Genomic DNA, 19,171 nt, shown 5'->3' with positions numbered 1-19,171 from the left:
CCGGTCGTCGTAGATCCCGCCGCCGAGCAGCCGGGGGAGCGCGGCGTCGAATGCGCTTTGGCGCCTGCCATCTGCGCGCGTGTGATACTACGGCATGCGCAACAGAGGATTCGGTCGTCGCGAACTGCTGGTAGCGATGGCAATGCTGGTTTCCGTGACGGGGTGTGCACGGCATGCGAGCGGGGCCCGTCCGGCATCGACAACCTTGCCGGCCGGAGCGGATCTGGCGGATCGCTTCGCCGAGCTGGAGCGCAGATACGATGCCCGGCTTGGGGTGTATGTGCCCGCCACCGGCACCACCGCCGCGATCGAATACCGCGCCGATGAGCGGTTCGCATTCTGCTCCACGTTCAAGGCGCCGCTCGTGGCGGCGGTGCTGCACCAAAACCCGCTCACGCATCTGGACAAACTGATCACCTACACCAGTGACGACATTCGGTCGATCTCCCCGGTGGCCCAACAACACGTTCAGACCGGGATGACGATCGGGCAGCTTTGCGATGCGGCGATACGCTATAGCGACGGCACCGCCGCCAACCTGTTGCTGGCCGATCTTGGCGGTCCCGGGGGCGGCACCGCGGCATTTACCGGCTACCTCCGCAGCTTGGGTGACACCGTGAGCCGGTTGGACGCCGAGGAACCGGAGTTGAACCGCGATCCGCCCGGGGACGAACGGGATACCACAACACCGCACGCCATCGCCCTGGTGTTGCAGCAGCTTGTTCTCGGCAACGCGTTGCCGCCCGACAAGCGGGCACTGCTCACCGATTGGATGGCGCGCAACACCACCGGAGCCAAGCGGATCCGAGCGGGCTTTCCCGCCGATTGGAAGGTGATCGACAAGACCGGGACCGGTGACTACGGACGAGCAAACGACATCGCGGTCGTGTGGTCACCGACCGGCGTGCCCTACGTGGTGGCCGTCATGTCCGATCGTGCCGGCGGCGGGTATGACGCCGAGCCCCGTGAGGCGCTGCTCGCCGAGGCGGCGACGTGCGTTGCCGGTGTGCTTGCATAGGCTCGTGGGACCGAAGTGACCGACGATCATCCGCGCGCCGACATTGTGTCCCGGCAGTACCACCGGTGGTTGTACCCGCACCCGATCGCCGATCTTGAGGCGTGGACCACAGCGAATTGGGAATGGTTCGACCCGGTGCACTCCCACCGGATATTATGGCCGGACCGCGAATACCGGCCCGATCTGGATATTCTGATCGCCGGTTGCGGAACCAACCAGGCGGCGATTTTCGCATTCACCAATCGTGCGGCGAAAGTAGTGGCGATCGATATCAGTCGACCGGCACTGGACCATCAGCAATATCTGAAAGACAAGCACGGGCTGGCGAATCTGGAGTTGCATCTGCTTCCGATCGAAGAGCTGGCGACGCTGGGACGCGACTTCGACCTCGTGGTATCGACCGGCGTTTTACATCACCTGGCAGATCCGCGGGCGGGCATGAAAGAACTCGCCCACTGCCTGCGCCGGGATGGCGTCGTGGCGGCGATGCTCTACGGGAAGTACGGTCGGATCGGAGTCGAACTGCTCGGTTCGGTCTTTCGTGATCTTGGATTAGGGCAGGACGATGCATCGATCAAATTGGCGAAGGAAGCAATCTCGTTACTACCGACGTATCATCCGCTCCGAAACTATCTCACGAAAGCTCGGGATTTACTTTCCGATAGCGCCCTCGTCGATACGTTCTTGCATGGTCGCCAACGCAGTTACACCGTCGAGGAATGCGTCGATCTGGTCACGTCCGCCGGACTGGTATTTCAGGGATGGTTCCACAAGGCGCCGTATTACCCGCACGATTTTTTCGTCCCGAACAGCGAGTTTTATGCGGCCGTGAACACGTTACCCGAGGTCAAGGCCTGGTCCGTGATGGAACGTCTGGAGACCTTGAACGCTACCCATCTCTTTATGGCGTGCCGTCGTGACCGACCCAAGGAGCAGTACACGATCGATTTTTCGACGGTTGCCGCGCTCGATTACGTACCGCTGATGCGCACGCGTTGCGGTGTCTCCGGCACCGATATGTTTTGGCCGGGTTGGCGCATGGCGCCCAGCCCCGCCCAGTTGGCCTTTCTGCAGCAGGTTGACGGTCGCCGCACGATTCGGGAGATTGCCGGGTGCGTGGCGCGAACTGGCGAGCCTTCCGGAGGCAGCCTGGCCGACCTTGAGGAATTCGGCCGCAAGCTCTTTCAGTCGCTGTGGCGGCTCGACTTTGTCGCGGTAGCTCTGCCCGCCTCGGGATAGCGGCGCGGGGTGAACACCCGGTCCTGCGAATCCACCGAATACCACCGGGTCTGCGAGGACCCCACGATCAATAGGCAGCGCATGTCGATTTCGGCGGGGTTCAGGTCGGCCAACTTCACCACCCGAACGTCCTCATTCGGTCCGGAAACCGGTCCGGAGACGTTGCGGCCGATCACCACCGGTATGCCAGGGTCGCGATGGGCCAGCAGCAGCTCGCGCATCGCGCCGACCTGCCAGGTGCGGGTCACCGAAGCCGGGTTGTAGATGGCCAGCACCAGGTCGGCGGCGGCCGCGGCGGTCAGGCGCGCGGCGATCACGTCCCAGGGTTTGAGCCGGTCGGACAACGAGATCACCGCGTAGTCATGTCCCAGCGGCGCGCCGACCCGGCTGGCGACGGCCTGGGCGGCGGTCATCGCCGGAATCACCCGGACCCGCACCCCCGGCCACTGCTCGGCTTCCTCCAAAACGGCGGTGGCCATCGCGAATACCCCTGGGTCGCCGGAGGACACCACCGCCACCGCCCGGCCCTGATCGGCCAGCGAGCAGGCCAGCCGCGCCCGGGCGGGTTCGTCGGTGTTGTCGCTGGGATGGCGCCGCTGGCCGTCGCGGACTTCGACCCGGTCCAGGTAGCCGCGATAGCCGATCAGATCCGTCGCGGCGGCCAGCTCACGCCGGCTCTGCGGTGTCATCCAGTCGCTGTCGCCGGGCCCCAGGCCCACCACTGCGACGGTGCCGGTCAGCAACGCACGACGCCGCCCGCCCGGCAACATGGCCAGCGAGAAGTACGGCACGCTGGTCTCGTCGACGTCGGCGGCCGGCAATACCCGTTGGCCGGCGGTGCTGGCCCGCTCCACGTAGAACGCGTCGCCGAGTAGGCCGGACGCCGAAAGCGCCTCCCGCACATTGTGATACGAACGGCCCAGCTTGACCACCACGGCCGCGTCGGCGTCGGCCAGCCGGCGGGTCAGCTCGCCGACCGGCAGCGTGCCCGGCAGCACCGACAACACCTGGTCGCCGGCCACCAGCGGTGTGGCCACGGCCGCCGACGCGGCGCTCACCGACGTCACACCGGGCACGATGACGGCGTTGAACCGCCGCGTCAGCCGGGTGTGCAGATGCATGTAGGAGCTGTAGAACAACGGGTCGCCTTCGGCGAGCAGCGCCACGTTGCGCCCGGCGTCCAGGTGCGTGGCGATGCGCTCGGTCGCGTCGGCGTAGAAGTCTTCGAGCGCACCGGCGTAGCCGCCGGGATGATTCGTGGCCTCGGTGGTCACCGGGTAGACCAGGTGCTCCTCGAGCTGACCGGGCCGCAGATACGGTTCGGCGATGCCGCGGGCGATGCTGTGACCGTGTGGGGCGCTGTGATAGGCCACCACATCGGCCTCGCCAATCACCCGGGCGGCCTTGACGGTCACCAACTCCGGATCGCCGGGCCCCAGCCCGACTCCCCACAGCGTGCCCCGAGCGCTCATTCGCGGTCGCTGGCTATCGCATTGACGGCGGCGGCGGCCATCGCGCTGCCGCCGCGGCGACCGCGCACCACCAGGTAGGACATCCCGCGGGGCCGCTCGATGAGCTCCTCTTTGGCCTGTGCCGATCCGACGAAACCCACCGGTCCGCCCAGCACGGCCGCCGGTGGGGGTGCCCCTTCGTCGACCAGTTCGAGCAGCCGAAACAGCGCGGTGGGCGCGTTGCCTATGGCCAGCACCGCGCCGGGCAGCCGCTCGGCACACAGCTCGACCCCGGCCGCCGATCGGGTGGTCTGGCGACGGGCGGCCAGCTCGGTGGCGCGTGGATCGGCGACCAGCGAGACGATCTGGTTGTCGGCGGGCAGCCGCGAGGTGGTGATCCCGGCGGCCACCATCGACGAATCGCACAGCACCGGGGCACCGGCGGCCAGCGCGGCACCCGCCCGCGCGACGACGTCGTCGGTGTAGGCCACATGCTCGGCGACGTCGACCTGCCCGCAGGTGTGAATCAACCGAACCACCACCCGCGCGACGTCGGCGGGGAAGCGCGCCAGATCGGCCTCGGCGCGGATAACCGCGAATGACCGCCGGTAGATTTCCGCGGCGTCGCGTAGGTAGTCGAGCACTCGCTCACCCTACGGCCGCAATCGCCGGTATCCACCGCCGGTGGCGACCAGCACCTCGCCGGCCGGTGGGCTGCCGCAGGCCCGCTCGCAGCCGACGAAATGCCGATGCCCGGCTGACTCCACGTTCAGTGACCGCGCGGCGTCGGCCCGTACGTCGGCGGCCGAGTGCGCGCAGCCGGGGCTGCCGGTGCAGGCGCTGATGTTCAGCCAGGGGGAGTTCTCGTCGAACACCAGGCCCAGCGGCGCCAGCACCCGCAGCGCGGCGTCGGCCGTCGCGTCGTCGAGGTCGCAGATCAGCACCGATCGCCACGGCGTGATCACCAGCGGGGCCTCGATCGCGGCCAGGCATTCCGCGACCCGGGCGGGCAAGACCCCCAGCGGCACCGCGGCGCCCAGCGTTACCCGGCTGTCATCCTGGGGTATCCAGCCGACGGGCGTTTTGGTGACGGGCCGAACGGATGGGCCCAGCTCGACACCGGACTGCAGCTCGCCGATATCGGCTAATTCCGTTACTCGCCAGGCGGTTTCGCGGATCTTGACGAAACGCAACGCGACCTCGATCAGGGTCTCGGCGACATCGGCCACCCGCACGCCGGTGTCACGTCCGGTCAACAGCAGTCGGGGACCGTCGGGGAACACCTGCACGCCGACGTCGGCACCCAGGCCGGACACGTCGGCGCGGCCGTCGTCGAGACCGAACCAGAACCGGCCGCCCAGTTCCGCCAGCCGGGGCTCGGCGCGGATCGCCGCGTCGAGCTCACCGACCCATGCCCGCACGTCGGCTAGCCCGCCGGCCCGGCCGGACAGCGGCGAGGCGACGATATTGCGCACCCGCTCGTGTGTTGCCGACGGCAGCAGCCCGGCTTTGGCGACCGCGTCCGCGACCGCTGCCACGTCGCGGATCCCGCGCAACTGGACATTGCCGCGCGCGGTCAGTTCCAGTGTCGCGGAGCCGAAGTCGCTGGCGACGCTGGCCAGCGTCGCCAGTTGTGCCGCGGTGATCATCCCGCCGGGCAGCCGGATCCGCGCCAGCGCCCCGTCGGCGGCCTGGTGCGGCCGCAACGCACCGGGGCAGGCGTCCGCGTCACGGGTCCCGGCCACCCGTCCACCGTACGGGAGAATGGGTCGCCGCCTCGCCGCGCTCAGGTCCCGTCGGGAGGCCGAGGATCAGGGTCAGGGCGTTTTCGATTGCGCGCATCGTGGCGGGTTTGAGGGCGCCGAGTCGCTCCACGAGTCGGGCACGAGCGACCGCGCGGACGCCGCGGCACACCGCGACGCTATCGGCAGCTACACCTTCTGAGGGCGCGACAGGTGGCCGGAGTGGGGTGCGGGAGCGCGAGCTTGACACCGGCACGACGACAACGAGTTCGTCGTCGATTCCGGTGAGTAGCTCGTCCACGGAAACGACCACCGCGGGCCGATGCTTGCCGGGCTCACCCGCGCGAGCGGCGCCGAGGCTGACCAGCCAAAGGTCTCCTCGCCGTGGCTCAGCCAAGGCCGTCGCCTACCGTGCCCTCCCACTCGCGGTCCTCGTCGCGGACTGCCTGGGTGGTCGTCTCGGCGTGCGAGGCCTCGCGTTCGGCGCGGAAGATTGCCTGGCGCTCGGCCTGGGCGGCCAGTTCGGTGAGCAGAGCCGACATCGAGATTCCCCGTTCGCGGGCTTGGGCGGCCAGACGATCCCGAGTCTGGGTTGAAACCCTAATCGTCGTGGATGTAGACATGTTTGTAGTCTAGGCGTGGCTACAAAGCTCGCGGGCCCGACGCCACCGCTCGAGTCCTGCTCCGGTAAGAAGAATTGGTGCCGGAACCGACCGTTCTGCTGTTGTCGACGTCCGACACCGACCTGATTAGCGCCCGGTCCAGCGGCAAGAACTACCGGTGGGCGAATCCCTCGCGGCTGTCTGACCTGGAACTGACCGACCTGCTGGCCGAAGCGTCGATCGTGGTGATCCGGATTCTCGGCGGCTACCGCGCCTGGCAGAGCGGAATCGACACGGTGATCGCCGGCGGGGTACCGGCCGTACTGGTCAGCGGAGAGCAGGCCGCCGATGCCGAGTTGACCGACCGCTCCACGGTCGCGGCCGGCACCGCGCTGCAGGCCCACATCTACCTGGCCCACGGCGGCGTCGACAACCTGCGCGAGTTGCACGCCTTCCTGTGCGACACCGTGCTGATGACCGGCTTCGGGTTCACGCCGCCGGTCGCCACCCCGACCTGGGGGGTGCTGGAGCGTCCGGACGCCGGCAAGACCGGCCCGACGATCGCGGTGCTCTACTACCGTGCCCAGCACCTGGCCGGCAACACCGGCTACGTCGAGGCGCTGTGCCGGGCGATCGAAGACGCCGGCGGACGCCCGCTGCCGCTCTACTGCGCGTCGCTGCGCACCGCCGAGCCGCGGCTGCTGGAAAGGCTCGGCGGCGCCGACGCCATGGTGGTCACCGTGCTGGCCGCCGGGGGAGTCAAGCCGGCCGCCGCCTCGGCCGGCGGCGACGATGACAGCTGGAACGTTGAGCACCTGGCGGCGCTGGACATCCCGATCCTGCAAGGCCTGTGTTTGACTAGCCCGCGGGATCAGTGGTGCGCCAACGACGACGGCCTGTCGCCGCTGGACGTGGCCAGCCAGGTGGCGGTGCCCGAGTTCGACGGCCGCATCATCACGGTTCCGTTCTCGTTCAAGGAGATTGACGACGACGGGCTGATCTCCTATGTGGCCGACCCGGAGCGCTGCGCCCGGGTCGCGGGCCTGGCGGTCCGGCACGCACGGCTGCGCCAGGTCGCCCCCGCCGACAAGCGGGTGGCCCTGGTCTTCTCGGCCTACCCGACCAAACACGCCCGCATCGGCAACGCGGTGGGCCTGGACACCCCGGCCAGCGCGGTGGCCTTGCTGCAAGCGATGCGGCAGCGCGGATATCGGGTGGGTGATCTGCCGGGTGTCGAATCAAACGACGGCGACGCGCTGATTCACGCGTTGATCGAATGCGGCGGACACGACCCCGACTGGCTCACCGAAGGCCAGCTGGCCGGCAACCCCATCCGGGTGTCGGCCAAGGAGTATCGGGACTGGTTCGCCACCCTGCCCGCCGAACTGACAGACGTGGTAACAGCGTACTGGGGCCCGCCACCCGGTGAGCTGTTCGTCGACCGTAGCCACGACCCGGACGGCGAGATCGTCATCGCCGCACTGCGAGCGGGCAACCTGGTGCTCATGGTTCAGCCGCCGCGCGGCTTCGGGGAGAACCCGGTGGCGATCTACCACGACCCGGACCTGCCGCCCAGCCACCACTACCTGGCCGCCTACCGCTGGCTCGATACCGGATTCTCGAACGGTTTCGGGGCGCACGCCGTGGTGCATTTGGGCAAGCACGGCAACCTGGAATGGTTGCCGGGAAAGACGCTGGGCATGTCGGCGTCCTGCGGACCCGACGCCGCGCTGGGCGATCTGCCGCTGATCTACCCGTTTCTGGTTAACGACCCCGGCGAGGGCACCCAGGCCAAGCGGCGCGCGCACGCGGTGCTAGTCGACCATTTGATTCCTCCGATGGCCCGCGCCGAAACCTACGGCGACATCGCGCGTTTGGAACAGTTGCTCGACGAGCATGCCAGCGTCGCCGCGCTGGATCCCGGCAAGCTGCCCGCCATCCGCCAGCAGATCTGGACGCTGATCCGCGCCGCCAAGATGGACCACGACCTGGGACTGACCGAACGCCCGGAAGAGGACTCGTTCGACGACATGCTGCTACACGTCGACGGCTGGCTGTGCGAGATCAAGGACGTCCAGATCCGCGACGGGCTGCACATCCTCGGGCAAAACCCAACGGGGGAGCAAGAACTCGACCTGGTGCTGGCCATCTTGCGGGCCCGCCAGCTGTTCGGCGGCGCGCACGCGATCCCCGGCCTGCGGCAGGCACTCGGCCTGGCCGAGGATGGCACCGACGAACGCGCGACAGTCGACCAGACCGAGGCGAAAGCCCGCGAACTGGTCGCGGCCCTGCAGGCCACCGGCTGGGACCCCTCCGCCGCCGACCGACTCACCGGCAACGCCGACGCCGCCGCGGTGCTGCGGTTCGCCGCCACCGAAGTGATACCCCGGTTGGCTGGCACCGCAACCGAAATCGAGCAGGTGCTAAGAGCTTTGGACGGCCGGTTCATCCCGGCCGGGCCGTCGGGGTCGCCGCTGCGCGGCCTGGTCAACGTGCTACCCACCGGGCGCAACTTCTACTCCGTGGATCCCAAGGCGGTGCCGTCCCGGCTGGCGTGGGAAGCCGGTGTGGCACTGGCCGATTCGCTGCTGGCGCGCTACCGCGATGAGCATGGGCGGTGGCCGCGGTCGGTGGGGCTGTCGGTGTGGGGCACCTCGGCGATGCGCACGGCCGGCGACGACATCGCCGAAGTGCTTGCGCTGCTGGGGGTTCGGCCGGTATGGGACGACGCCTCGCGGCGGGTCATCGACCTGGCGCCCATGCAGCCGGCCGAGCTGGGCCGCCCGCGCATCGACGTGACGGTACGGATCTCCGGCTTTTTCCGTGATGCCTTCCCGCATGTGGTGACCATGCTCGATGACGCGGTGCGGTTGGTCGCCGACCTCGACGAGGCCGCCGAGGACAACTACGTGCGCGCGCACGCCCAAGCGGATCTGGCCCACCACGGAGATCAACGGCGAGCCACCACAAGGATTTTCGGATCCAAACCGGGAACCTACGGCGCCGGGCTGCTGCAGCTGATCGACAGCCGCAGCTGGCGCGACGACGCCGACCTCGCCCAGGTGTACACCGCCTGGGGCGGATTCGCCTACGGGCGCGACCTGGATGGCCGCGAGGCGATCGACGACATGAACCGCCAGTACCGGCGTATTGCGGTGGCCGCCAAGAATACCGACACCCGTGAACACGACATCGCCGACTCCGACGACTACTTCCAGTATCACGGCGGCATGGTGGCCACCGTGCGGGCGCTCACGGGCCAAGCACCGGCCGCCTATATCGGCGACAACACCCGACCCGACGCGATCCGCACCCGCACGCTGTCGGAGGAGACCACGCGGGTGTTTCGCGCCCGCGTGGTCAATCCGAGGTGGATGGCCGCGATGCGCCGGCACGGCTACAAGGGCGCATTCGAGATGGCGGCCACCGTCGACTATCTGTTCGGTTATGACGCCACCGCCGGGGTGATGGCGGACTGGATGTACGAGCAGCTCACGCAGCGTTACGTCCTGGACGCGCAGAACCGCACGTTCATGACCGAGTCCAACCCGTGGGCGCTGCACGGCATGGCCGAACGGCTGTTGGAAGCGGCCGGTCGCGGCCTGTGGGCACAGCCGGCACCGGAAACCCTGGACGGGTTGCGCCAGGTGCTGCTGGAAACCGAGGGCGACCTGGAAGCCTGAGTACGGCGAGCAGACGCAGAATCGCATGCGCGGGACCCCGCGCAGTGCGATTCTGCGTCTGCTCGCGCGGTAGGTTGGCACCCGTGACCCCTACCTTTTCTGACCTTGCCGAGGCGCAGTACCTGCTGCTGACCACCTTCACCAAGGACGGCCGGCCCAAGCCGGTTCCCATCTGGGCCGCCTTGGACACCGACCGCGGGGATCGACTGCTGGTCATCACCGAGAAGAAATCGTGGAAGGTCAAGCGGATCCGCAACACGCCGCGGGTGACGCTGGCGACCTGCACCTTGCGCGGCCGGCCGACCAGCGAGGCCGTCGAAGCCACCGCGGCCATCCTCGACGAATCCCAAACGGGCGCCGTCTACGACGCGATCGTCAAGCGCTACGGCATCCAGGGCAAGCTGTTCACCTTCGTCAGTAAGCTGCGCGGCGGCATGCGGAACAACATTGGCCTAGAGCTCAAAGTGGCCGAAAGCGAGACCGGCTAGTTAGCGGCGCCGCCGGAGCAACCAGCAAATCAGGTAGATCACAAACGAGATGGTGGCCACGAACACCGACACCGGGACTCCAGGCGCCAGCGACAGCAGGATGCCGCCGACGGCGGAAACCTCGGCGAAGACCACCGAGGTCGCGATCGCGGCGACCGGGGCAACCACGACCCGGGCGGCCGCCGCGGCGGGGGTGATCAGCAAAGACATCACGAGGAGTGCCCCGACGATCTGGACAGCCTGGGCGGCTACCACGCCCATCAGTGCGGCGAACACAATTCCCAGGGCGCGCACTGGCACGCCGCGGGCGGCCGCGACCTCCGGATCGACGGTGGCAAACAAGAGCGGTCGGTAGCAGATCGCCAACACGGTGACCACGAGCAGACAAACCACGGTCAGCATGGTCAGCCCGGAGTGACCGACCCCGACGATCTGGCCGGTCAGCAGCGCAAAACTGGTCCCGGTCGGTTCCGCTGGGCAAGGTCTCGGTCAACTCGGTGATTGGCACTCCTGCCCGCCGGGCGGCCACCTGCAGTTCGTCGGTCGCCGCGGTAGGTGTCTGCGGGTTAACCAGCAACGCCGCGACCTCACGGCCGGCGATCATGTCGAGCACGGCCGCCATATCGGCCGGGGTGGGGTCGTTGCCGTTTTCGTTGGCCGCGATGAAGGTAGCCGGGGTTCGATTTTTCAGGCCGGCTGCCGCCAGCAGGTAGTGCACGACGGGTTCGGTCGCGATGACCGCGGCGTCGGGATAGGTGGTGGCGATCGCGTGTTCGGAAATTGCGATTGCGTCGGCGCCGCGGCTGAACTCGGCGGCGTTCGCTCGATAGTTCCCGGAATTGGACGGGTCGAGGTCCGCCAACCGGTCGGCGATCGTTGCCGCGACCGCCTTGGCGACATTGGGGTCGTAGAAGACGTGTTCGTTGGGCGCGTCGTCGTCGCCCACGGCGCCGAGCAGCGAGTAGGCATCGACCGCCTGGACACCAGGATGGCCGGCCAACACCTGGTCGACCCACGGGTCGTACCCGCCGCCGTTGTAAATCACCAGCTCCGCGTCGACGATCGCGGCGGCGTCCGCGGGGCTGGCCTGGTACGAATGCGGGTCGGCATGGGCGCCGGTGAGGATGGATTTGACGGGTACATGCCCGCCGGTGACCGCGCGTGCCACGCTGCCCCACACATCCCATTTCCTTTCGCCCGGCCCGCTCGGCCGCCCGACCATCGTAATGACAATCATTTCCAGTACAACTTGGTCGCGGCGGAGGACCGGGCACCGTGGAAGACGACGGGGGTGGTGGTCGGGATGGATGGCGGATTTCATGGATGCCCGGTGTCGTCGTCGTTGTTCTCGGCGGTGACACCGTGGGCGGGGATCGGCTCGCCGCACGGATCCTGGTGCCACTGACCGAAGTGTCGCAGTGCCGTGATCGGTGAGCAGGCCCAGCAGGTCAGCGGTCACGGCGGCGGTGCCCTCGTGTCCGGTGACAAGGATCACCGGGGTGGCCACCGTCCTCCTTATCGATAACAGTTTTCATTATTGCGACGTCGACGGTACAGTGCCACCTAGCTGTTGTCGAAAATGATTTTCAATAAGCCGAGCTTCGAAGGAAGGGTGCCCCTTGTCCGCCCACTGCCAAGTCACCGGCCGCAAGCCGGGATTTGGAAACACCGTCTCGCACTCCCATCGCCGAAGCCGTCGGCGATGGTCGCCCAACATTCAGCAACGAACGTATTACCTGCCCTCCGAGGGCCGTCGCATTCGGCTGCGGGTGTCCACGAAGGGTATAAAGGTCATCGACCGCGACGGTATCGAAGCGGTCGTGGCCCGCCTGCGTCGCCAGGGGCAGCGGATCTGATGGCGCGCACCGACATCCGGCCGATTGTGAAGCTGCGTTCCACGGCGGGCACCGGCTACACCTACACCACCCGCAAGAACCGCCGTAATGACCCCGACCGTCTCATCTTGCGCAAATACGACCCGATCCTGCGGCGTCACGTGGACTTTCGCGAGGAACGCTGACGTGGCCAAGAAGTCCAAGATCGTCAAGAATCAGCGGCGGGCGGCCACCGTCGCCCGTTACGCATCGCGTCGCACCGCGCTCAAAGACATCATCCGATCCCCATCGAGCGCCCCCGAACAGCGCAGTACCGCCCAGCGAGCCCTTGCCCGCCAGCCCCGCGACGCCAGTCCCGTGCGGTTACGCAACCGCGACGCCATCGACGGCCGGCCGCGCGGACATCTCCGCAAATTCGGGCTCTCCCGTGTGCGGGTCCGCCAACTGGCCCACGACGGACACCTGCCCGGTGTCCGGAAGGCCAGCTGGTAGATGGCCGCCAAATCCGCGCGAAAGGGCCCGACGAAGGCGAAGAAAAACCTGCTCGATAGCCTCGGCGTCGAGAGCGTCGATTACAAAGACACCGCAACATTGCGGGTGTTCATCTCTGACCGAGGCAAGATTCGCTCCCGGGGAGTGACCGGCCTGACAGTCCAGCAGCAACGCCAAGTCGCCCAGGCGATCAAGAACGCCCGCGAGATGGCGCTGCTGCCCTACCCGGGCCAGGACAGGCAGCGACGCGCTGCACTGTGCCCATGACCCGCATCCGGCAAGCCGGGGAACTTACCGAGGCCATGCTCGCCAAACCCATGTCGGCGCGCCGCACACGTCAGGCAACGAAGAGGGCGCCGCGCGCATTTTTCGCCAGCTGACACCCGCAGCTGTGGCCCACTACTTCATGATGACAATCATGTTCATCTCGCCTTCGGGGTGCACGCGGACATGACAGCCCCGCCGCCCTCCGACGGGACAAGGTCATCGGCATCCGCGGGGAGTCGAAGTCGTACCTAAGGCTCACCAGGCGAGCCGGCGCGCAAGTGCTGGCCGAAGAACTCAAAGACCCGACGCCACGCGTCTTCGGTCGCGGCCTCGTTGTAGCCGAATCCCGCGATGCGCACCAGCGGCTGACCGGGCAGTTTGTTCGCGAAGCTGTGCCCGGCGCCCGGGTAGGACTTGATATCGGCGGGGATGTTTTTGGCCGCGGTCACTTTACGTAGTCGATTGGCTGCGCCGATACCCAGCGGGTCGCGGGTGCCGAAGCTGGCGACGATCGGGCATGCCCCGTTTAGCGTCTCGCTGAGGTGGCGCGGCAGTGGAGTGCCGTAAAAGGGCGCGGTGGCGCCAAAACCTCTGGGCGACAAGACAAGCGCAAACTGACCGCCCATGCAAAAGCCCACAATGCCAACCCGACCGGAGCATTCTGGCATGGCCAGCAGGTGATCGCGGGCGGCCAGGATGTCATCGAGCGCGCGGCCCCGCTTCGTTAACAGCTCGCGAAAGACTCGGGTGATACATCGGGCGCGGCCGCCTCGGGCGTACATGTTCGGGGTGAGCACCACATAGCCTGCCCGGGCGATACGCTCGGAAATCAACTTATTGTCGGGGACATACCCGACCGCGTCGTGCACCACCACCACACCCGGCCACGGGCCCTGGCCGGGGGGAAGGCCCAGCAGCGCATCAATGGGTCCGGCGGGAGCGTCGATCTCTATCGTTGTCATAGCGTCATCTAACTGCAGCCTCGATGTCCGCCCCCGAGGAACTCGGGCCTAGCCCGCAGACGTTGGCGTCACGTGGTGTCGCGGCTGCTGCTCAGCTACGCCGTCGTCGAGCTCGCGGTGGTTTTCGCGCTGGCGGCGACGATCGGGTTTGGCTGGACTTTGCTGGTGTTGCTGGCGACGTTCGTCCTCGGGTTCGGTCTGCTGGCGCCGCTCGGTGGCTGGCAGCTCGGCCGACGGCTCCTGTGGTTGCGATCCGGCTTGGCGGAACCACGAAGCGCACTGAGTGACGGCGCGCTGGTCACCGTTGCCTCGGTCTTGGTGCTTGTTCCTGGTCTGGTCACCACGACGATGGGGCTGTTGCTGCTGGTGCCGCCGATCCGGGCGCTCGCTCGACCCGGGCTGACCGCGATCGCCGTGCGCGGTTTCCTGCGGAACGTGCCACTGACGGCCGATGCGGCGGCCAACATGGCCGGGGCCTTCGGCGAGAGCGGCACCGACCCGGACTTTATTGATGGCGAGGTCATCGACGTCATAGATGTCGAGCCGTTGACCCTTCAGCCCCCTCGGGTAGCCGCAGAACCTCCATCGCCGGGGTCGAATTAGCGGTGTGAGCCAGATTCCCGTCAAACTCCTGGTCAACGGCCGGGTGTACAGCCCCACCCACCCCGAAGCCACCGCGATGGCGGTGCGCGGCGATGTCGTCGCCTGGTTGGGCAGCGACGACGTCGGCCGCGACCAGTTCCCAGACGCTGACGTGCAGGATCTCGACGGCCGATTCGTGGCGCCGGGGTTCGTGGACAGCCACATCCACCTGACCGCGACCGGTCTGATGCTCAGCGGGCTGGACTTGCGGCCCGCGACCTCACGCGCGCAGTGCCTACGGATGGTCGCCGACTATGCGGCCGACCATCCGGGTCAGCCGCTGTGGGGTCACGGTTGGGATGAGTCGGCCTGGCCGGAGAATGCTGCGCCCAGCACCGCCGACCTAGACGCGGTTCTCGGTGACTGTCCCGCCTACCTGGCCAGGATCGACTCGCACTCCGCGTTGGTCTCCTCCGGACTGCGGCGGCTGGTCCCCGAGCTGGCGGCGGCAACCGGTTACACGGCCCAGCGGCCGCTGACCGGTGATGCCCACCACCTAGCCCGGGCCGCCGCACGCTACCTCTTGACCGACGTCCAGCTTGCCGACGCCCGGGCCGTGGCGCTGCAGGCCATAGCCGCGGCCGGCGTCGTCGCCGTGCACGAATGCGCCGGTCCGGAAATCGGCGGGCTCGACGACTGGTTGCGGCTGCGTGCACTCGAGCACGGAGTCGAGGTGATCGGGTACTGGGGTGAGGCCGTGGCCACGCCGGCCCAGGCCCGTGACCTGGTGACCGAGACCGGGGCTCGAGGGCTGGCCGGTGATTTGTTCGTCGACGGGGCGCTCGGGTCGCGCACCGCCTGGCTGCACGAGCCCTACGCGGACGCCCCCGACTGCATCGGCACCTGCCACCTTGACGTAGACGGCATCGAAGCGCACGTACGAGCATGCACCAAGGCCGAAGTGACCGCCGGCTTCCACGTCATCGGCGACGCTGCGGTGTCGGCCGCAGTCGCCGCCTTCGAACGGGTGGTGGCAGATCTCGGCGTGGTTGCCGTCGCCCGCTGCGGCCACCGCCTCGAGCATGTGGAGATGGTCACCGCGGACCAGGCCGCGAAGCTGGGCGCTTGGGGGGTCATCGCCAGTGTGCAGCCCAACTTCGATGAGCTGTGGGGCGGTGGCGACGGCATGTACGCTCGCCGCCTGGGCGCCCAGCGAGGCAGCGAACTCAACCCGCTGGCGCTGTTAGCATCCCAAGGCGTGCCCCTCGCGCTTGGCTCCGACGCGCCCGTCACGGGCTTTGATCCCTGGGCCAGCGTGCGCGCGGCGGTCAATCACCGCACGCCGGGCAGCGGGGTATCGGCGCGGGCGGCGTTTGCTGCCGCGACCCGCGGCGGCTGGCGGGCCGGTGGTGTTCGAGACGGCCGGATCGGCACCCTGGTGCCGGGCGCGCCCGCGTCCTACGCGATATGGGACGCCGGGGACTTTGACGTCGACGCACCGCGCGACGCAGTCCAGCGCTGGTCTACCGACCCGCGCTCCCGGGTACCCGCATTGCCGCGGCTGGGCCCGACCGACGCCTTGCCGCGTTGCCGCCAAACCGTGCATCGAGGTGCGGTCATCTATGGCTAGGGAATGGTTCGGCCGGAAGGCGCGGCCCGCTGAGGTCGCCGAGGCCGGCCCGGAGAGCCCCGCCGATCCAGAGATCGAACTGTCGGCCGAGCCGGCGGAAGGCCCCGACGCGCCGAGCGCGGCTGCCTGGCTCGGCGCCGCGGCCCGCCGGCGCCTGGTGAAGCTTGGCGCCTGGGTGGCAGCGCAGCTGCCCACCACACGGACCGCGGTGCGGACGCGGCTGACGCGCCTGGTGGTCAGCATCGTGGCCGGTCTGCTGTTGTATGCCAGCTTCCCGCCGCGCAACTGCTGGTGGGCGGCGGTGGTTGCGCTCGCATTGCTGGCCTGGGTGCTGACCCACCGCGCGACGACACCGGTGGGTGGGCTGGGCTACGGCCTGCTATTCGGCCTGGTGTTCTACGTCTCGTTGTTGCCGTGGATCGGCGAGCTGGTGGGCCCCGGGCCCTGGTTGGCACTGGCGACGACGTGCGCGCTGTTCCCCGGCATCTTCGGTCTGTTCGCCGTCGTGGTACGCCTGTTGCCGGGTTGGCCGATCTGGTTCGCGGTGGGGTGGGCGGCGCAGGAGTGGTTGAAGTCGATCCTTCCGTTCGGTGGATTTCCGTGGGGGTCGGTCGCCTTCGGTCAAGCCGAAGGCCCGCTGTTGCCGTTGGTCCAGCTCGGCGGTGTGGCGCTGCTGTCAACGGGGGTAGCGCTGGTCGGATGCGGCTTGACCGCGATCGCGCTGGAAATCGAGAAGTGGTGGCGAACCGGTGGTCAGGGGGATGCGCCGCCGGCGGTGGTGCTGCCGGCCGCGTGCATATGCCTGGTCTTGTTCGCCGCCATCGTCGTCTGGCCGCAGGTGCGGCATGCGGGTAGCGGATCGGGCGGCGAACCCACGGTCACCGTCGCGGTGGTCCAGGGCAATGTGCCCCGGCTCGGTCTCGACTTCAATGCGCAACGTCGGGCGGTGCTAGACAACCACGTTGAGGAGACGTTGCGGCTGGCCGCCGACGTGCATGCGGGGCTGGCGCAGCAACCCCAGTTCGTCATCTGGCCGGAGAACTCGTCGGACATCGACCCGTTCGTCAACCCCGACGCCGGTCAACGGATCTCCGCAGCGGCCGAAGCGATCGGCGCGCCGATCCTGATCGGCACCCTGATGGATGTTCCGGGCCGTCCTCGTGAAAATCCGGAGTGGACCAATACGGCCATTGTCTGGAATCCCGGCACCGGGCCGGCCGACCGCCACGACAAGGCAATCGTGCAGCCCTTCGGCGAGTACCTGCCCATGCCGTGGCTGTTTCGGCACCTCTCCGGCTACGCCGACCGCGCCGGCCACTTCGTGCCCGGCAACGGCACCGGTGTGGTGCGCATCGCTGGGGTCCCGGTCGGGGTGGCTACCTGCTGGGAGGTGATCTTCGACCGCGCCCCGCGGAAGTCGATTCTGGGCGGCGCGCAGCTGTTGACCGTGCCCAGCAACAACGCCACCTTCAACAAGACAATGAGCGAACAGCAGCTGGCATTCGCCAAGGTACGGGCCGTCGAGCACGACAGATACGTGGTGGTTGCCGGTACCACTGGGATCAGTGCGGTGATAGCACCAGACGGGGGTGAGCTGATCCGGACCGACTTTTTCCAGCCCGCATACCTGGACAGCCAGGTGCGCCTCAAGACGAGGCTGACACCGGCAACTCGATGGGGTCCAATCCTGCAATGGATTCTCGTCGGGGCAGCCGCAGCGGTCGTTCTCGTCGCCATGCGGCAGAATGGGTGGTTCCCGCGTCCGAGGCGCTCGGAGCCAAAGGGCGAAAATGACGATTCCGATGCGCCCCCGGGCAGATCTGAGGCCTCCGGTCCGCCGGCCCTGAGTGAATCCGACGACGAACTCATTCAGCCCGAGCAGGGCGGCCGACACTCATCCGGTTTCGGACGACACAGAGCAACATCGAGGAGTTACATGACCACCGGCCAGCCGGCGCCCCCAGCCCCGGGTAACCGTCCCAGCCAGCGCGTCCTGGTGATCATTCCTACGTTCAACGAGCGGGAGAACCTTCCGGTGATCCACCGGCGGCTGACGCAAGCATGCCCCGCCGTGCACGTGCTGGTCGTCGACGACAGCAGCCCCGACGGCACCGGCCAGCTCGCCGACGAGCTGGCGCAGGCCGATCCCGGCCGCACCCACGTGATGCACCGCACCGCCAAGAACGGTTTGGGCGCGGCGTACCTGGCAGGTTTCGCCTGGGGGTTGAGCCGGGAGTATTCGGTGCTGGTCGAGATGGATGCCGACGGCAGCCACGCGCCCGAACAGCTGCAGCGCCTGCTGGACGCCGTCGACGCTGGTGCCGATCTTGCGATTGGTTCGCGCTATGTCGCGGGGGGGACGGTACGAAACTGGCCTTGGCGGCGGCTAGTCCTGTCCAAAACCGCTAACACCTATTCGCGCCTGGCGCTCGGAATCGGGATCCACGACATCACCGCTGGCTACCGCGCGTACCGCCGCGAAGCACTCGAAGCGATTGACCTGGACGGCGTGGACTCCAAGGGCTACTGCTTCCAGATCGATCTCACCTGGCGCACGGTGAGCAACGGGTTCGTCGTCACCGAGGTGCCGATTACCTTTACCGAGCGCGAGCTCGGTGTGTCCAAGATGAGCGGGTCCAACATTCGTGAGGCGCTGGTCAAAGTCGCCCGCTGGGGCATCGAGGGACGCCTTTCGCGCTCGGACCACGCACGCGCACGACCGGACATTGCCCGGCCGGGAGCAGGGGGTTCCCGGGTCAGCCGCGCCGACGTGACCGAATGAGCTCGAGGCGCTCCTTAAGTAACTCTTCGAGTTCTTCGATGGAACGGCGCTCCAGCAGCATGTCCCAGTGCGTCCGGGGCGGCTTAACCTTCTTCGGCTCGGGCAGGTCGCCCTCGATCAGGGTGCCTTCCATGCCGTTGCGGCACAACCAGGTGCCGGGGATCTCGGCGTCATCGGCGAACGGGACTTCGAACTCCTCGCCGTTGTCGGTGCGGTACCGCGCGATCTGGCGCGGCGCCAGGTCGTGGTTGCGGTCGGTCTCATAGCTCACGGCTCCGAGGCGACTGCCCCTCAGGACACGATCAGCCATGGGCGCTACTCCTTTAGGTCCTGTGAGCCCTGGGCTCTGCTGGTAGGTTGCGTACTGGCGACTGGCTCCGGTTGGCAAACGCTGCGGC

At 67.9% G+C, this 19,171-nt stretch carries 20 protein-coding genes; 11 read left to right on the top strand and 9 right to left on the bottom strand.

Going from position 1 to position 19,171, the window contains the following annotated elements; all coding sequences use genetic code 11:
* Nucleotides 1-94 precede the first annotated feature (94 nt).
* The gene (gene blaC, locus Rv2068c) at nucleotides 95-1,018 is read left to right on the top strand and encodes a beta-lactamase (protein NP_216584.1); all 924 of its coding nucleotides are present in this window, start codon (nucleotides 95-97) and stop codon (nucleotides 1,016-1,018) included.
* A gap of 15 nt (nucleotides 1,019-1,033) precedes the next feature.
* The gene (locus Rv2067c) at nucleotides 1,034-2,257 is read left to right on the top strand and encodes a hypothetical protein (protein ID NP_216583.1); all 1,224 of its coding nucleotides are present in this window, start codon (nucleotides 1,034-1,036) and stop codon (nucleotides 2,255-2,257) included.
* On the opposite strand, the gene cobIJ is transcribed toward Rv2067c, so the two are convergent.
* Genes cobIJ through mazE7 form a run of 5 tightly spaced genes read right to left on the bottom strand, consistent with a single transcriptional unit; the run spans nucleotide 2,203 to nucleotide 6,073 of the window.
* Entirely contained in the window at nucleotides 2,203-3,729 is a 1,527-nt protein-coding gene (gene cobIJ, locus Rv2066) for a bifunctional S-adenosyl-L-methionine-precorrin-2 methyl transferase/precorrin-3 methylase (protein ID NP_216582.1), read from the bottom strand. The two genes, Rv2067c and cobIJ, sit on opposite strands and share 55 nt — an antisense overlap.
* Nucleotides 3,726-4,352, bottom strand: coding sequence for a precorrin-8X methylmutase (gene cobH, locus Rv2065; protein NP_216581.1), 627 nt, complete (start codon nucleotides 4,350-4,352; stop codon nucleotides 3,726-3,728). The genes cobIJ and cobH overlap by 4 nt, the downstream gene beginning before the upstream one ends.
* A gap of 9 nt (nucleotides 4,353-4,361) precedes the next feature.
* Nucleotides 4,362-5,453 carry a precorrin-3B synthase gene (gene cobG, locus Rv2064; RefSeq protein NP_216580.1) on the bottom strand — a complete coding sequence of 364 codons (1,092 nt, stop codon included), beginning with the start codon at nucleotides 5,451-5,453 and terminating at the stop codon, nucleotides 4,362-4,364.
* The gene (mazF7, locus tag Rv2063A) at nucleotides 5,437-5,847 is read right to left on the bottom strand and encodes an mRNA interferase MazF7 (protein ID YP_004837055.2); all 411 of its coding nucleotides are present in this window, start codon (nucleotides 5,845-5,847) and stop codon (nucleotides 5,437-5,439) included. Before mazF7 ends, cobG begins: the two co-directional genes overlap by 17 nt.
* Entirely contained in the window at nucleotides 5,840-6,073 is a 234-nt protein-coding gene (gene mazE7 / locus Rv2063; protein ID YP_177657.1) for an antitoxin MazE7, read from the bottom strand. Before mazE7 ends, mazF7 begins: the two co-directional genes overlap by 8 nt.
* Before the next feature lie 77 nt (nucleotides 6,074-6,150).
* Here mazE7 and cobN point away from each other — a divergent pair, with 77 nt between their 5' ends.
* Nucleotides 6,151-9,735, top strand: coding sequence for a cobalamin biosynthesis protein CobN (gene cobN, locus Rv2062c; RefSeq protein NP_216578.1), 3,585 nt, complete (start codon nucleotides 6,151-6,153; stop codon nucleotides 9,733-9,735).
* Between the two features lie 83 nt (nucleotides 9,736-9,818).
* Entirely contained in the window at nucleotides 9,819-10,223 is a 405-nt protein-coding gene (locus Rv2061c) for a hypothetical protein (RefSeq protein NP_216577.1), read from the top strand.
* Here Rv2061c and Rv2059 read toward each other — a convergent pair.
* Nucleotides 10,195-11,730: a hypothetical protein gene (locus Rv2059; RefSeq protein ID NP_216575.1), complete on the bottom strand. Its 1,536-nt coding sequence runs from the start codon at nucleotides 11,728-11,730 to the stop codon at nucleotides 10,195-10,197. The genes Rv2061c and Rv2059 overlap by 29 nt on opposite strands.
* Nucleotides 10,224-10,625: an integral membrane protein gene (locus Rv2060; protein ID NP_216576.1), complete on the bottom strand. Its 402-nt coding sequence runs from the start codon at nucleotides 10,623-10,625 to the stop codon at nucleotides 10,224-10,226. The genes Rv2059 and Rv2060 overlap by 402 nt, the downstream gene beginning before the upstream one ends.
* A 112-nt stretch (nucleotides 11,731-11,842) precedes the next feature.
* The 4 genes from rpmB2 to rpsR2 are packed head-to-tail and all read left to right on the top strand — an operon-like array spanning nucleotide 11,843 to nucleotide 12,817.
* Complete coding sequence (gene rpmB2, locus Rv2058c; RefSeq protein ID NP_216574.1) at nucleotides 11,843-12,079, top strand: 50S ribosomal protein L28; 237 nt, start codon at nucleotides 11,843-11,845, stop codon at nucleotides 12,077-12,079.
* A complete protein-coding gene (rpmG1, locus tag Rv2057c; protein YP_177856.1) occupies nucleotides 12,079-12,243 on the top strand; it encodes a 50S ribosomal protein L33 in 165 nt (54 codons plus the stop codon). The genes rpmB2 and rpmG1 overlap by 1 nt, the downstream gene beginning before the upstream one ends.
* 1 nt (nucleotide 12,244) lies before the next feature.
* On the top strand, nucleotides 12,245-12,550 hold the full coding sequence (gene rpsN2 / locus Rv2056c; protein NP_216572.1) for a 30S ribosomal protein S14: 306 nt from the start codon (nucleotides 12,245-12,247) through the stop codon (nucleotides 12,548-12,550).
* Nucleotides 12,551-12,817 (top strand): 30S ribosomal protein S18, encoded by a 267-nt coding sequence (gene rpsR2, locus Rv2055c; RefSeq protein NP_216571.1) that lies wholly within the window; start codon nucleotides 12,551-12,553, stop codon nucleotides 12,815-12,817.
* A 248-nt stretch (nucleotides 12,818-13,065) separates the two neighbouring features.
* Here rpsR2 and Rv2054 read toward each other — a convergent pair whose 3' ends face one another.
* Nucleotides 13,066-13,779, bottom strand: a complete 714-nt coding sequence (locus tag Rv2054) for a hypothetical protein (protein NP_216570.1) — start codon at nucleotides 13,777-13,779, stop codon at nucleotides 13,066-13,068.
* 75 nt (nucleotides 13,780-13,854) lie between these two features.
* Here Rv2054 and fxsA point away from each other — a divergent pair, with 75 nt between their 5' ends.
* The 3 genes from fxsA (at nucleotide 13,855) to ppm1 (ending at nucleotide 18,773) form a co-directional block, all read left to right on the top strand.
* Nucleotides 13,855-14,382 carry a transmembrane protein FxsA gene (gene fxsA / locus Rv2053c; protein NP_216569.1) on the top strand — a complete coding sequence of 176 codons (528 nt, stop codon included), beginning with the start codon at nucleotides 13,855-13,857 and terminating at the stop codon, nucleotides 14,380-14,382.
* A gap of 4 nt (nucleotides 14,383-14,386) precedes the next feature.
* A complete protein-coding gene (locus Rv2052c) occupies nucleotides 14,387-15,991 on the top strand; it encodes a hypothetical protein (RefSeq protein NP_216568.1) in 1,605 nt (534 codons plus the stop codon).
* Between the two features lie 157 nt (nucleotides 15,992-16,148).
* Entirely contained in the window at nucleotides 16,149-18,773 is a 2,625-nt protein-coding gene (gene ppm1, locus Rv2051c) for a polyprenol-monophosphomannose synthase (protein NP_216567.1), read from the top strand.
* On the opposite strand, the gene Rv2050 is transcribed toward ppm1, so the two are convergent.
* Nucleotides 18,748-19,083 carry an RNA polymerase-binding protein RbpA gene (locus tag Rv2050; RefSeq protein ID NP_216566.1) on the bottom strand — a complete coding sequence of 112 codons (336 nt, stop codon included), beginning with the start codon at nucleotides 19,081-19,083 and terminating at the stop codon, nucleotides 18,748-18,750. The genes ppm1 and Rv2050 overlap by 26 nt on opposite strands.
* Nucleotides 19,084-19,171 lie beyond the last annotated feature (88 nt).

This window comes from Mycobacterium tuberculosis H37Rv, assembly GCF_000195955.2.
In the GTDB taxonomy this organism is placed as follows: Bacteria; Actinomycetota; Actinomycetes; order Mycobacteriales; family Mycobacteriaceae; genus Mycobacterium; species Mycobacterium tuberculosis.
The sequence above is the reverse complement of the archived record's forward strand: the minus strand, read 5'-3'. Positions and strand labels throughout refer to the sequence as shown.